Source organism: Streptomyces sp. NBC_01006, from assembly GCF_045162725.1.
Lineage (GTDB): Bacteria > Actinomycetota > Actinomycetes > Streptomycetales > Streptomycetaceae > Streptomyces.
Window position 1 is genome coordinate 67,786 of the sequence record NZ_CP108700.1, and the last position, 13,083, is coordinate 80,868.

At 71.0% G+C, this 13,083-nt stretch carries 9 protein-coding genes and 1 pseudogene; 4 read left to right on the forward strand and 6 right to left on the reverse strand.

The window, feature by feature from the left end:
- Nucleotide 1 precedes the first annotated feature (1 nt).
- The 3 genes and pseudogenes from OG509_RS00330 to OG509_RS00340 all read left to right on the forward strand — a co-directional run bounded on the left by OG509_RS00330 (nt 2) and on the right by OG509_RS00340 (nt 2,374).
- Nucleotides 2-1,366: an RICIN domain-containing protein gene (locus OG509_RS00330; protein WP_406179063.1), complete on the forward strand. Its 1,365-nt coding sequence runs from the start codon at nt 2-4 to the stop codon at nt 1,364-1,366.
- Nucleotides 1,249-1,863: pseudogene (locus OG509_RS00335) on the forward strand (sugar-binding domain-containing protein); the annotation flags it as partial. The gene OG509_RS00330 and the pseudogene OG509_RS00335, both read left to right, overlap by 118 nt.
- Before the next feature lie 55 nt (nt 1,864-1,918).
- Nucleotides 1,919-2,374 carry a beta-galactosidase small subunit gene (locus OG509_RS00340; protein WP_406187436.1) on the forward strand — a complete coding sequence of 152 codons (456 nt, stop codon included), beginning with the start codon at nt 1,919-1,921 and terminating at the stop codon, nt 2,372-2,374.
- A 66-nt stretch (nt 2,375-2,440) separates the two neighbouring features.
- Here the strand turns inward: OG509_RS00340 and OG509_RS00345 are convergent, their stop codons facing one another.
- Nucleotides 2,441-4,912, reverse strand: a complete 2,472-nt coding sequence (locus OG509_RS00345; protein ID WP_406179065.1) for a glycoside hydrolase family 9 protein — start codon at nt 4,910-4,912, stop codon at nt 2,441-2,443.
- Between the two features lie 871 nt (nt 4,913-5,783).
- Nucleotides 5,784-6,521, reverse strand: coding sequence for an L-ribulose-5-phosphate 4-epimerase AraD (gene araD / locus OG509_RS00350; protein ID WP_406179067.1), 738 nt, complete (start codon nt 6,519-6,521; stop codon nt 5,784-5,786).
- Between the two features lie 335 nt (nt 6,522-6,856).
- Here araD and OG509_RS00355 point away from each other — a divergent pair, with 335 nt between their 5' ends.
- Complete coding sequence (locus OG509_RS00355) at nt 6,857-7,933, forward strand: LacI family DNA-binding transcriptional regulator (RefSeq protein ID WP_406179069.1); 1,077 nt, start codon at nt 6,857-6,859, stop codon at nt 7,931-7,933.
- Nucleotides 7,934-8,033: 100 nt separating this feature from the next.
- On the opposite strand, the gene OG509_RS00360 is transcribed toward OG509_RS00355, so the two are convergent.
- The 4 genes from OG509_RS00360 to OG509_RS00375 form a co-directional block, all read right to left on the reverse strand.
- Nucleotides 8,034-9,158, reverse strand: a complete 1,125-nt coding sequence (locus OG509_RS00360) for an aldose epimerase family protein (protein WP_406179070.1) — start codon at nt 9,156-9,158, stop codon at nt 8,034-8,036.
- Nucleotides 9,159-9,274: 116 nt separating this feature from the next.
- Nucleotides 9,275-10,297, reverse strand: coding sequence for a galactofuranose ABC transporter, permease protein YjfF (gene yjfF / locus OG509_RS00365; RefSeq protein ID WP_406179071.1), 1,023 nt, complete (start codon nt 10,295-10,297; stop codon nt 9,275-9,277).
- Complete coding sequence (locus tag OG509_RS00370; RefSeq protein ID WP_406179073.1) at nt 10,294-11,394, reverse strand: ABC transporter permease; 1,101 nt, start codon at nt 11,392-11,394, stop codon at nt 10,294-10,296. The genes yjfF and OG509_RS00370 overlap by 4 nt, the downstream gene beginning before the upstream one ends.
- Nucleotides 11,391-12,953 carry a sugar ABC transporter ATP-binding protein gene (locus OG509_RS00375; RefSeq protein WP_406179075.1) on the reverse strand — a complete coding sequence of 521 codons (1,563 nt, stop codon included), beginning with the start codon at nt 12,951-12,953 and terminating at the stop codon, nt 11,391-11,393. The genes OG509_RS00370 and OG509_RS00375 overlap by 4 nt, the downstream gene beginning before the upstream one ends.
- Nucleotides 12,954-13,083 lie beyond the last annotated feature (130 nt).

Sequence of the window (13,083 nt, forward strand, 5' to 3'; positions counted from 1 at the left end):
GATGAAGACCTACGGTGCGGCTTCCCCCGCCCTTCCACGAAGGCATCGCTGGTGGTCCCGGTTGGCCGCCGTGGTGGCGGCGACGCTGACGATCGGCATGCTCTTCGCGGTGAAGCCGGCGCCCGCCGAGGCGGCGACGGTGGACGGCAATGCCTGGTACGCCCTGGTCAATCGCAACAGCGGCAAGGCGCTGGACGTCTATGGCGCGTCCACCGCCGATGACGCGCGGGTCAGTCAGTGGACGCGCAACGACGGAGCCAACCAGCAGTGGCAGTTCGTGGACTCCGGCGGCGGCTTCTACCGGCTCAAGGCCCGGCATTCGGGCAAGGTTCTCGACGTGGCCGGCGCCTCGACCGCCGACGGTGCCGCGATCGCGCAGCGGGCCGACGGCAACGGGGTCAACCAGCAGTTCCGGCTGGCCGACTCCGACGCGGGCCACGTCCGGCTGATCAACCGCAACAGCGGCAAGGCCGTCGAGGTGCAGGGCGCCTCCACCGCCGACGGCGGCAACGTCGTCCAGTACAGCGACTGGGGCGGCGCCAACCAGCAATGGCAGATGGTCAAGCTGTCGTCCGGCGGCGGATGCGGCAGCGCCCCGACGCTGGCGAGCGGTACGCACACGATTCAGAGCAGCGGCAAGAGCCGCAGCTTCATCCTCAGGGTTCCCGACAACTACTCCAACAGCCGGCCCTACCGGCTGATCTTCGCGTTCCACTGGCGGGGCGGAACCGCCGGCGAGGTCGCCTCGGGCGGAACGAGCGGGAACGCCTGGTCCTACTACGGCCAACAGGAACAGTCCAAAAACAGCGCGATCCTCGTCGCCCCCCAGGGCCTCGACAACGGCTGGGCCAATCCGGGCGGTGAGGACGTCACCTTCGTCGACGACATGATCCGGCGGATCGAGGGCGGCCTCTGCGTCAACACGGCGCAGCGTTTCGCCACCGGTTTCAGCTGGGGCGGCGGGATGAGCTACGCACTCGCATGCACCCGGGCGAACGTCTTCAGGGCTGTCGCGGTCATCTCCGGCGGCGAGATCAGCGGGTGCAGCGGCGGCGCCCAGCCCATCGCCTACTTCGGAATCCACGGCGTCAGCGACTCCGTCCTCAACATCGGGCAAGGACGTTCCCTGCGCGACAGGTTCGTCGGCAACAACGGCTGCACCTCCCAGGGCCCGCGCGAGCCCGCGCCGGGCAGCCGGACGCACATCACCACCACCTACTCGGGCTGCCGTGCCGGGTACCCGGTCCAATGGGCCGCCTTCGACGGAGGCCACTTGCCCGGTCCGGTCGACGGCTCCTCCAACGAGAGCGGTGTCACGACCTGGACCAAGGCAGAGATCTGGAGGTTCTTCGCACAGTTCCAGTGACACGCCCGCACCGTGGAGTGGAGCCAGGATCATCCTGGCTCCACTCCGTCGTCGTCCCCCGATGGCAGCGCTTCCCGCAAAACGCCTTCGATAGTACGGTCGCGCGCATCACCTACGACCGCCGGAGGATTCCGCACGTCCGCACGCTATTTCGAGGACTACGCACCCGGCCACGGCAGGGCGGCGCCGCGCGCGGCCCTGGACTCCGATGCCCCAGAATCGACCTCAACGGGGACTGGGCGTTCCGGTTCTCGCCTGCCCTGCGCCCGGAGCCGGACGGATTCGAAGCCCCGGACTTCGACGACGGCTCATGGGACGCCCTTCGCGTCCCCTCGCGCTGGCAGCTGCACGGCTACGGCCGGCCCGTCTACGTCAACATCGCCTGCCCGATCCCGGTCGACCCGCCCTTCGTCCCGGACGAGAACGAGACCGGGGACTACCGCCGGACCTTCGACCTGCCCGCCACCTGGGCGGGTACGCCGGCCGTGCTGCGCTTCGAGGGCGTGGAGGTGGGAGCTGGTCCGCAGGAACAGCTCACGCTCGCTGGCCCGGATCGGACTCGACTGGGAGGTTCCCGGCGACCGGTCGAAGGTGGAATGGTTCGGCGCGGGCCCGGGCGAGGCCTACCCCGACTCGTGTCAGGCAGTTCGCGTCGGACGATTCCGTGCGACCGTGGACGAGCTGCAGACGCCCTACGTGCGCCCCCAGGAGAACGGGAACCGTGCGGACATCCGCTGGGCCACCTTCACCGACGGAGCCGGGAACGGACTGCGCTTCGTGGGCGAAGAGCCGTTCCATTTCGCCGCGCGCCGCTGGACCGACCAACAGCTCGACGCCGCACTGCACCCCAGCGATCTCGTCCCGGGCCCGGTGATCCACCTCCACACCGACCACGCGGTCCAGGGCCTCGGCACCGCCGCCGTGGGACCCGGTGTCCTGCCTCAGCACCGGCTCGAACTCGGCCCGGCGGACTTCGCGTTCACCCTGACTCCCCTCCATCAGAGCTGAGCCCACTGAGAGCGGCCCGCCGCACCACGGTTTCCGGTGCGGCGGGCGGGCAGGCCGGGTGATCGTTCAGGAGCAGAGTGCACCGTTGAGCGTGTAGCGCGCCGGGATCGCGTTGGTACCCGAATACGTCGCCTGGAAGCCGAAGCTCACGCTGCCGCCGGGCTCCAGCGTGCCGTTCCACCCGGCGTCCCGGGCGGTGACCGTGCTGCCCGACTGGGTCACCGTGGCGTTCCAGCCGTTGCTGATCCGCTGATCACCCGCGAAGCTCCAGCCGAGGGTCCAGCCCGAGATCGTCGAGGTTCCTGTGTTCCTCACGGTCACCGTCGCCGTGAAACCGCTGCCCCAGGCGTTGTCGATCCGGTACGCCACCGTGCAGGCGGCCGCCGACGCGTCATCGTCCGCCTCCGTCGCCGTGAACGTCGCCGACTGCACGCCGGGACCACCGACCGTGAATGTCGCGCTGCCCGACGACGCGTCGGCGTCCTGCGCGGCGAGGACCGGAAACTGTTGCGCCGTCGCCCAGTCGGCCGGGGTGAACACCAGGGTCGCGGCTGCCGACAGGTCCTCGTCGCCGGAGTTCCGGGCCACCGTCACCGTCACGTTCTGCGCAGGCGCTGCCGAGAGCCGCACGCCCACCGGCGTCGAGCCGCCCTCCGGGACCGTCACGGCCGCCGGTGCCACCTGGACCACGGGCGCCGCCGGGGCACCGCGCCGCTCAGCCGCGAAGGCCGCCAGCCAGGCCAGCGAGGCGTTCCAGTTGATGGCCACCTCGTTGGTGGAGTACGAGCCTATGTCGTCCACGTAGCACGCCGCCGGTGCGCAGCCCGCGAGCTTCTCCTTGGCCACCGGGTCCTCCAGCCCGGCGTTCGGCCCGCCCGCGAAGGAACCGGCCGGCGGGTGCGGCAGCGAGGCGTCGTTCTGGTGCGCCCAGAACCGGTGGTGCTGGTTCTCGGAGTAGCGGTCGCCGTAGCCTGTGACGTAGGAGAGGTCGAGCGCGTTACGGCCGAGCAGGTAGTCCAGGGACTCCAACGCTCCGGCCCGGTATCGCTGTTGCCCGGTGATCTCGTACGCCACGGCCAGCACCATCGCGTTGTTGGTGACGGAGCTGTTGGAGCCCCACACGTACCCGGTGGCGGGGATCGGCACCGCGTAGCCCTGTCCGGACATGGTGGACAGGTGGCCGTCGGCGGCCGTGGTCAGCAGGCCGCGCAGCCGGGTCAGGTCGTCGGCGGGCAGGGTCACGCCGGGGACGGTGGCGAGGGTGATGCGGCCGAGCGTCGCGGTGCCGCCCCACCAGAACGCGTCGACGGGCTTGGCGTGGTGCGGGGAGGAGGTGACGGCGTCCCGGTACCGGGACTCGCCGGTGGTGGCGAGGAGTTCTGCCGCCGCCCAGTAGAACTCGTCGGAGACGTCGGCGTCCTCGTAGGCACCGCCGCCGGTGTTGTCGCTCGCCAGGGCGAGCACGTTCGGGTTGGCCTTGGCGGCCGTCCAGGCGCGGCGGGCCGCGTCCAGGCAGCGCGCGGAGAACGCGGCGTCGTACGGCGCGTAGACCCGGGCACACTGCGCGGCCGAGGCCGCCAGGTTCAGCGTCGCGGCGGTCGACGGCTTGTGCAACTCACGCTCCTCGGCGTCGAGTTCTGGCCTGATCGGCAGGGCAGTCCACTTGGCGTCGTGCATCTTGTGGAAGGCCATCCCGGCCATCGGCTTCCCGGCCGGGACCTGCATCCGCAGCAGGAACTCCAGTTCCCAGCGGGCCTCGTCCAGCACGTCCGGCGTCCCGTTGCCGCGCTCCGGCACCGGCAGTGTCGCGTCGCCGAGCGCCGCCTCACCGCCCGAACGGCGGGCCCGCTCGAAGGAGTTGACCATCTCCCAGACGGAGATGCCGCCGTTCACCACGTACTTGCCCTGGTCGCCCGCGTCGTACCAGCCGCCGCGCACGTCCAGTTGGTAGTCGCACACCCCGGACTGGCAGGGGACGCCGGTGTCGCCCTTGTTCGGGGCGACGCCGAGGTGCCCGGCGGGGCGGGCGTAGGCGCTGCCGCCCACCAGGGCGGCGTCGATCGCGATGCCGCTGCGCTGCTGGTAGAAGAACGACATGCTGTCGGCGCGCAGTCCGTCGTACAGCGACGCGGAGATGTCGAAGGGGTGGCTCGCCCGGCCGTCGACGACCAGGGTGAAGCCGGTGCCGGTGCCGGTGTACGCGCCGAAGTCCACCAGGTGCGTGGACTGGCCGGACGCCTGGTCGGCGCCGCGCACCGTGGTGGCGCCCGAGGCGGCCACCGCGCCGGAGGCGTCGCGCAGTTGCCAGGCGAGCGGGGCGGTCGCGGAGCTGGCCACGGTGGCCCGCTTGGGGCCTTCGGGCAGGTAGCCGAGCTGGTTGACCCGGACGGGCGTGTCGGCAGCGACGGCCACGGTGGCGGCAGCCGCGACCGGAACGGTCAGGGCGGTCGCAGACAAGCCGCCGACCGCCAGCGCGAAGCCGGCGAGCACGGCGGCCGCGCGACGTGGCACGCCGCCGGCGGAGGTGACAGGAGGCACGGTGAAGCCTTCCTCGGTGGATGCGGGCGCAGAGTGGGAGCGCTCCCAATCAAGCCAGGCACCTGACGGACCCGTCAAGTCACCGGTACGAACCGGTAGTTGACCGACCCGCATCCGAGAACAGGCCGACTACCACCACAGCTTCGGCTCACGTGAACCGGTGGCCCGAAACCGGCGATCAGCGGCGGCGCCGACCCCGCGAAGGAGACTCGCGCTCCCCATCCCCCGAGCCTCACCCACCGTCGGCCGGGATCGAGGTGCCGTCCAGCCCATCGGCGGGCTGCGTGGGTGCCTGGACATCGACGGATGGCCAGCCCCGTCACGACCCCCGTGGACGCGGCGTCCGTCCGGGAAGGTGCCGGCCGCGGCGGTGACGGACGCGGGCAGGTCGCGCCAGCCGCTGCGGGGCGTCGGCGCCAGCCGGTCGGCGCCAGCCGGTCGGCGCCAGCCGGTCGGCGCCAGCCGGTCGGCGCCAGCCGGTCGGCGCCAGCCGGTCGGCGCCAGCCGGTCGGCGCCAGCCGGTCGGCGCCAGCCGGTCGGCGCCAGCCGGTCGGCGCCAGCCGGTCGGCGCCAGCCGGTCGGCGCCAGCCACTCGATCAGCGACCGGGCAAGGTAGCGCCCCGGCGCAGAGCCTGCCCAGGTGATCCGGCCCGCGCCGCCGGGGGGTGACGAGGGCGGGCCGACGACCGAAGTGCGGGTGGTCGCGCTCGGCCGGCACCGTGGCATCGGCACCGTGAGGCGTCCACTCAGCGGGTCGAGGTCACGCGGCGCGGGCGACAGCACCTCGCGATCGCCCGACGCCCCATCCCCCGTTGGTGCCGCCGGCATCCTGCCGCAGGTCGCCGCGTCGCGAGGCGGTGCGCGGGCGGCCTCAGACGCCCGGGGCGTGAGGGGCGTTGCCGTAATACGCGTCCGGTCCGTGCTTACGGGTGAAGTGCCGCTCCAGCAGATGCCTCGGCGGTTCGGAGGTGTCTCCGAGGCGGGAGCCCAGCGCCAGCGTGTGCAGCGCCATCTCCGCCACGGCCTCGCAGACGATGGCGTTCTCCAGCGCAGCCTCCGCGGTGGCGCCCCAGGTGAAGGGGCCGTGCCGTGAGACGAGCGCGCCGGGGACCTCATCGGCCCGGCGGGGGTCGCCGTCGAGCCGGGCGACGATCACCTGTCCGGTGTTGTACTCGTAGTCCTGCGCGCACTGCTCGGCGGTGAGGTCCGCCGTCACGGGAACGGGTCCGTTGAAGGTGTCGGCGTGTGTCGTACCGAGCACGGGGATCGGGCGGCGTGCCTGGGCGAAGGCGACGGCGTGCACGGAGTGCGTGTGGGTGACGCCGCCGATGGAGGGGAAGGCCCGGTAGAGGCACCGATGGGTTTCGGTGTCGGTGGACGGCCTGAGGTGTCCGTCGACGACCCGCCCATCCTCCAGCGCCACCACCACCAGGTCGTCCTCGGTGAGGTCGGCGTAGGAGACCCCGGACGGCTTGATGACGAAGACGCCGGCGTCTCGATGCACTCCACTGACGTTTCCCCAGGTGAGGGTGGCCAGACCGGCCTCCGGGATGCGCAGGTTGGCCGCTAGGACCTCGCGACGGAGGTCCTTGAGAATGGTCTCGCTCACTACGCTCTCACCGTCTGTCTGACATGCGCGGCGGTTTCCCCGGACCGGCGTCCCGCCGGCCCCGCGGTCGCGCATGAGCGGGCTGGACTGATCGGGGGCCGCACCGGGCATCGCGCCTGCGCTGTCGCAGCTATCCCACCCATCCAGCTACCCCGATCGAATTGTTAACGCTAACAAGCAGTAATCTCAAGAGGTACGAGAAGATTCATGCCCACATCACGCGATCAACGCTGCATAATGTGAACGCCCACATCGATCCTGATCGACGAACTCCCGGCTGGTCCGGGACATGTGCGGGCCGCGGCTGGTTCGGTACCTTGAGGGAAGGCCGCTCGATGAGGAAAGGAAGAGAGTTGACCCAGCTCCCAGACGTCTCGCGAGCGCCCACCATGACGGACGTCGCACGCGTCGCCGGCGTGTCCCATCAGACCGTTTCACGGGTGCTCAGCGACCACCCGAACGTCAGCGCCAAGACCCGGGCCGCCGTGACACAGGTCATCGAGCAGCTGGGGTACCGCCGTAACTCGGCAGCCCGGGCCCTGGCCACTCGCCGGACCCACACGCTGGGCGTCATCGCGGTGAACACCACTCTGCACGGGCCGGCCAGCACGGTGGCCGGAGTGCAGGAGGCGGCCAGGGACCGCGGCTACCTGACGTCCGCCGTCACGCTTCGGACCGCCACGCAGACGGCCCTCGCCGAAGCCATGCAGCATCTCGCCGGGTGGGGCGTGGAGGGGATCGTCGCCGTCACTCCCCAGCGCGCCGCGGTGAGGGCGCTGGCGGCATTGGAAGCACCGTGCCCCGTGGTCACCGTGGAAGGCGGCCACACCCTCGACCTGCCGGGGGTGTCGCTGGACCAGAGCCTCGGCGCTCGCCTGATCACGGAGCATCTTCTCGCTTCGGGTCACGCCACCGTGTGGCATGTGGCAGGCCCTCCCGACTGGCTCGAGAGCGAGGCCCGCACGCAGGGGTGGGAGGACGCGCTGCGCGATGCCGGCGCCGACGTGCCGCCCGTGCTGCGAGGCGACTGGAGTCCGCTGTCGGGATACCAGGCCGGCCAGCAGCTCGCGGGCCGGGTCCTGGCGTCACGAGGGGGTGGAGCCGGCCTCACGGCGGTGTTCGTCGCCAACGATCAGATGGCCCTCGGTGTCCTACGAGCCTTGCGGGAAGCGGGCCTGCGCACGCCCGAGGACGTGGCGGTCGCCGGCTTCGACGACATCCCCGAGGCGGAGTTCTTCCCGCCCCCGCTGACGACGATCCGGCAGGACTTCGCCTCGCTCGGCCGCGACAGCATCGGGCTGCTCCTGGACCACATCGAGGGCCGGACCGACGAGTCGACGCACCTGGTGGTGGCGCCCGAGCTCATCGTGCGCGCCAGTACGGCCCGCAGGATCGCTCCCCCCGGCGAATGACCCCCACTTGCCGGGCTGTTGCCCCCCCTCCGCAGGGAGCCGGGCCCCGAGGGCACCTCGTAGGGGGAACGTGGCGCGGACACGGCCTGCGCCGCCCCTCTCAGGCGGTGACCGTGGTGAAACTGTGGATCGTGGTGGACCGGTACAGCTCGCCCGGGCGCAGCAGGACCGTCGGGTGGTCGGGGCGGTTCGGGGAGTCCGGGAAGTGCTGGGTCTCCAGCGCGACCCCCGCGTAGGCCTGGTAGGGCCTGCCTCCCTTGCCCGTGATGTCACCGGTCAGGCCTTGGGCGGAGTAGACCTGGATGCCCGGTTCCGTGGTGAGCACGTCCATCCGGCGGCCGGATGCGGGGGCGTACAACACGGCGGCCTTGCGGGGACGGGCTCGCCGGGCGCCGTCGAGGACCCAGTTGTGGTCGAAGCCGCCACCCGCGAGGGCCAGTTGCGCATCCGTTTGGGTCAGCACGTCGGAGAGCCGCCGGGGCCGACGAAGGTCGAACGGGGTGCCGCTGACCGAGCGGTGGGGGCCGTCGGGGATCAACTCGCCGTCGACGGGGGTGTAGAGGGGGGCCTCGACCTGGAGATGGTGGGCCAGGACGTTGCCGCGTCCCTCCCCTTCGAGGTTCCAGTAGGCGTGGTTGGTGAGGTTGACGATCGTCGGCGCGTCGGCGACCGCCTGGTACGACAGGGTCAGGTTGTCGTCCCGGTCCAGCGTGTAGGTGACGCGGACGTTGAGGGCGCCGGGGAATCCCTGGTCGCCGTCGGGGCTGTGCAAGGACAGACGGACACCGGTGCGGTGCGCGGAGTGGAAGGGTTCGCAACCCCACACGCGCTGGTCGAACCCGTCGGGACCGCCGTGCAGCGTGTGCCCGGTCTCCTGGGTGGCGAGCCGGTGGGTGACGCCGTCGATGACGAGCCGGCCGCCGGCGATCCGGTTGGCGTAACGGCCCACCGTCGCACCGAAGTAGCGTGCGGAGCCCTCGCAAGCGCCGAAGTCGCGGGCGGCGAGCACCACATCGGCGGTGTGGCCCCAGCGGTCCGGCAGGATCAGGGAATGGAGGCGGGCGCCGCGCGTGTGGACCTCCGCGCAGGCCCGGCCGGGGAAGCCGAACCGCCACCTCTCCCCCGGTCCTTCGTCGTCCGGGCGCAGGGGGCGGACCGTCCTCGGACTGGCGGCAGTCTGCCTGGGCTCGGCGGCCTGGTCGACAGATTCGTATGCGTGTTCCATGGCGGTATTCCCCGGAAGTCGGTCCACCGGAGGGCGCGCCGGGAAGCGGGCTGTGATCGCGGCGCGCGAACGCGGTGGCACGGGCTGATGGGCTGCGGAGCCGGAACCTGAGTCAGTCAGTCGGTGGCCGGGCGGCGGCCGCTCATCAGACGTTGCAGCACGATGAACGCGAGCAGCAGGGCGCCGATGACGATCCGGGTCCACCAGGAGCTGAGCGTGCCCTGGAAGTTGACGACCGTCTGGATCATGCCGAGGACGAGCACGCCGAGGGCGGTGCCCAGGACGAAGCCGGAACCGCCGGTCAGCAGCGTGCCGCCGATCACGGTGGCGGCGATCGCGTCGAGTTCCATGCCCATGGCGTGGAGGGCGTAGCCGGAGAGCATGTAGAAGGTCAGCAGTAGGCCGCCGAGTGCGGAGCACAGGCCGCTGACGGCGTATACGGCGATCTTGGTGGAGCCCGCCGGAAGACCCATCAGGCGGGCGGAGGACTCGTTGCCGCCCATCGCGTACACGTTGCGGCCGAAGCGCGTGTGGTGCAGTACGACGAAGGCGATCACCAGCACGGCCAGGGCGATGACCACCGGGATCGAGACGAACAGGCCCCCCGGGCCGTACAGCCGGGTCTGCGCGATTCCGGCCGTGGTGGGGTCGCTGATCGTGATGGATTCGGTGCTGATCGTGTAGCAGAGCCCGCGGGCGAGGAACATGCCCGCCAGGGTGACGATGAACGGCTGGATCTCGAAGGTGTGGATGATCCAGCCCATGAGCGTCCCGCTCGCGGCGCCGACCAGCAGGACGAGGGGGATGACGGCGGCCAGGGGCCAGCCGTGCGACTCGACAAGCCAGGCGGTGAGCATGGTCGACAGGGCCACCATGGAGCCGACGGACAGATCGATGCCGCCGGTGAGGATGACGAAGGTCGCCCCGACCGCGACGACCAGGAGGAATCCGTTGTCGATCAGCAGGTTCAGTACGACTTGCGCGGAGAGGAAGCCCTCGTAGCGCACCGATCCGACGCTGAACATGACGACCAGCAGGACGGCCGTGACGATCAGTGGGATACGGGTGCGGGTGCGCGGGGACACGGTCGCGAAGGAGCGGGTGAGTTGCGCGGCGGAGCTCGCGATGCCGGTACTCATGCGCCTACCTCCTGCTGCTGCGGGGCGGCGCCCGCTGTGGTGTGGGATCGGGGAGTGGTCGTCCTGCGGCGGCGCAGGACCTTGGCCCGGAAGACCGGGGACTGCACGAGGCAGACGACGATGACGACGAAGGCCTTGAAGACGAGGGTGGTCTCGGGTGGGACGCCGAGGGTGTAGACGGTGGTGGACAGGGTCTGGATGACCAGGGCGCCCAGGACGGTGCCGCCGAGGGAGAAGCGTCCTCCGGTCAGGGCGGTACCACCGACGACGACGGCGAGGATCGCGTCGAGCTCGATCCACAGGCCGGCGTTGTTGCCGTCGGCGCTGGAGACGTTGGAGCTGATCATCAGCCCGGCCGTGGCGGCGCACAGCGCGCTGAAGACGTAGACCAGGGCGAGCAGACCGCCGGCCCGGATGCCGACCAGGCGGCTGGCGGCGGGGTTGCCGCCGACGGACTCGATCAGCATGCCGAGTGCGCTGCGACGGGTGACGAAGGCGGCGAGCGCGACGAGGGCGGCTGCCAGGAGGACGGCGAAGGGGAAGGTCAGCCAGTAGCCGCCTCCGATCATCTTGTAGGGCGCGCTGGTCACCGTGATGATCTGGCCGTCGGTGATCAGCTGGGCGACACCGCGTCCCGCGACCATGAGGATCAAGGTGGCCACGATGGGCTGCACCCCCAGCCCGGACACCAGGAAGCCGTTGGCCAGGCCCAGCACGAGGGCGACGCCGAGCGCGAGGGCGACGGCCGTGAGCATGGTGACGACACTGCCGGGATGTGCGGCGGTGGAGATGTGCCCGCAGGCGAGGGCGCCGGCGATGGCGACGGTGGAACCCACCGAGAGGTCGATCCCGCGGGTGGCGATGACCAGGGTCATGCCGAGCGCCACCAGGATGAGGGGCGCACCGAACTGCAGGATGTCGATGAGGCTGCCGTAGAGGTGGCCGTCGCGTATGCGGACGGAGAAGAAGTCGTGGTGGAACGCGAGGTTGCCGAGGAGCAGGGCGAACAGGATGAGCGCGGGCCACAGCAGGCGGTGACCGGCCAGTCGTCTCCCGATTGCGCCGGCCGCCTCGGACTTGGCGGGGTGGGTGGTCATGAGTCCGTTCCGGTGGCGATGGTCGTGAGGAGGCGTTCGGGCGTGACGGTGTCGTCGTTCGCGAGGGTGGCCACCATGCGGTGGTCGCGGAGCACGGCGATGCGGTGGCTCAGGCGCAGGACCTCTTCGAGTTCCGCCGAGATGAACAGCACGGAGGTGCCTTCGCCCGCCAGGCGGGCCACGAGCTTCTGGATCTCCGCCTTGGCCCCGATGTCGATGCCCCGGGTGGGTTCGTCGAGGATCAGGAGCCGGGGGTCGGTCAGCAGCCAACGCGCGAGCAGGACCTTCTGCTGGTTGCCTCCGCTGAGGTGGCGTACCTGCGCTTCGGGGTCGGCGGGCCGGATGTCCAGGACTTCGATCCAGTGCCGCGCCAGTTCGTCCTGTTTCGCGCGGGCCAGCGGCCTGGTCCAGCCGCGGGCGGCCTGCAGGGCGAGGATGATGTTCTCTCGGACCGTGAGCTCGCCCACCACCCCCTCGGACTTGCGGTTCTCGGAGCAGAAGGCGATGCCCCGGGCGATGGCGTGGCGGGGGGTGCGCAGGACCACCTTCTCGCCCTCGATGCTCACCTCTCCGGCGTCCGCGCTGTCCGCGCCGAACAGGAGGCGCGCCACCTCGGTGCGGCCCGAACCCAGGAGGCCCGCCAGTCCGATGACCTCGCCGGCGTGGATGTCGAGGTCGTACGGTTCGATCGAGCCCGTGCGGGTCAGTTGTCGCGTCCGGAGGAACGGCTCGCCGGCCGCCCGTACGGCCGCTTCCTCGTGGGCACGGCCGGACAGCTGGTCGAGGGTGGCCAGCTCTCCGCCGATCATGCGCTGTACCAGCGTCACCGGCGTCAGTTCCCCGATGGGGTACTCGCCTTCCAGTCGGCCGTTGCGCAGGATGGTGACGCGGTCGCAGAGGTCGAATACCTGGTCGAGGAAGTGCGTGACGAACAGGATGGCCACACCGCGGTCCCGCAGGCGCCGCACCAGTGTGAAGAGCTGGGCGACCTCTTCGCGGTCCAGGCTGGAGGTGGGTTCGTCCAGCACGAGCACCTTCGCCGAGACGTCCACCGCCCGGACGATGGCGACCAGTTGCTGTACCGCCAGGGAATGCGAATCGAGCAGACTGGTGACGTCCAGGTCAAGGTCCAGTTCCGTCAGCAGCTCGGCCGCCCGCTGCCGCATCGCGGACCAGTGGATGAGACCGAACCGGCGCGGTTCGCGCCCGATGAGGATGTTCTCGGCGACCGAGATGTTCGGGCAGAGGTTCACCTCCTGGTAGACGGTGCTGATTCCGGCCTGTTGCGCCTGGAGGGGGTCCGCGAACGCGTGGGGCCGGCCGTCGACCAGGATGGTGCCGCCGTCGGCGGGGTGGACACCGGTGAGCACCTTGATCAAGGTGGACTTCCCGGCGCCGTTCTCGCCCATCAGGGCGTGCACCTCACCGGGGAAGAGCCGCAGGGCGACTCCGTCGAGGGCGAGCACGCCCGGGAACTGCTTGCGGATGCCCTGGGCTTCCAGGACGGGTCGCGGGCCACCCGCGTCCGTGGGCCGCGGGGTGGTGGACGGGGATGCCATCCGCCCTCCTCTCATGGGTGGGGTGGTGGAGCGGGCTGCCGACTGTGGAGGAGGCACCTGGGTCGTCTCTTTCTGATCTTGTCGGCCGAGCCGAAAGAGACGGCCCGGGCCGGGCCTCCTCCCGCACCGG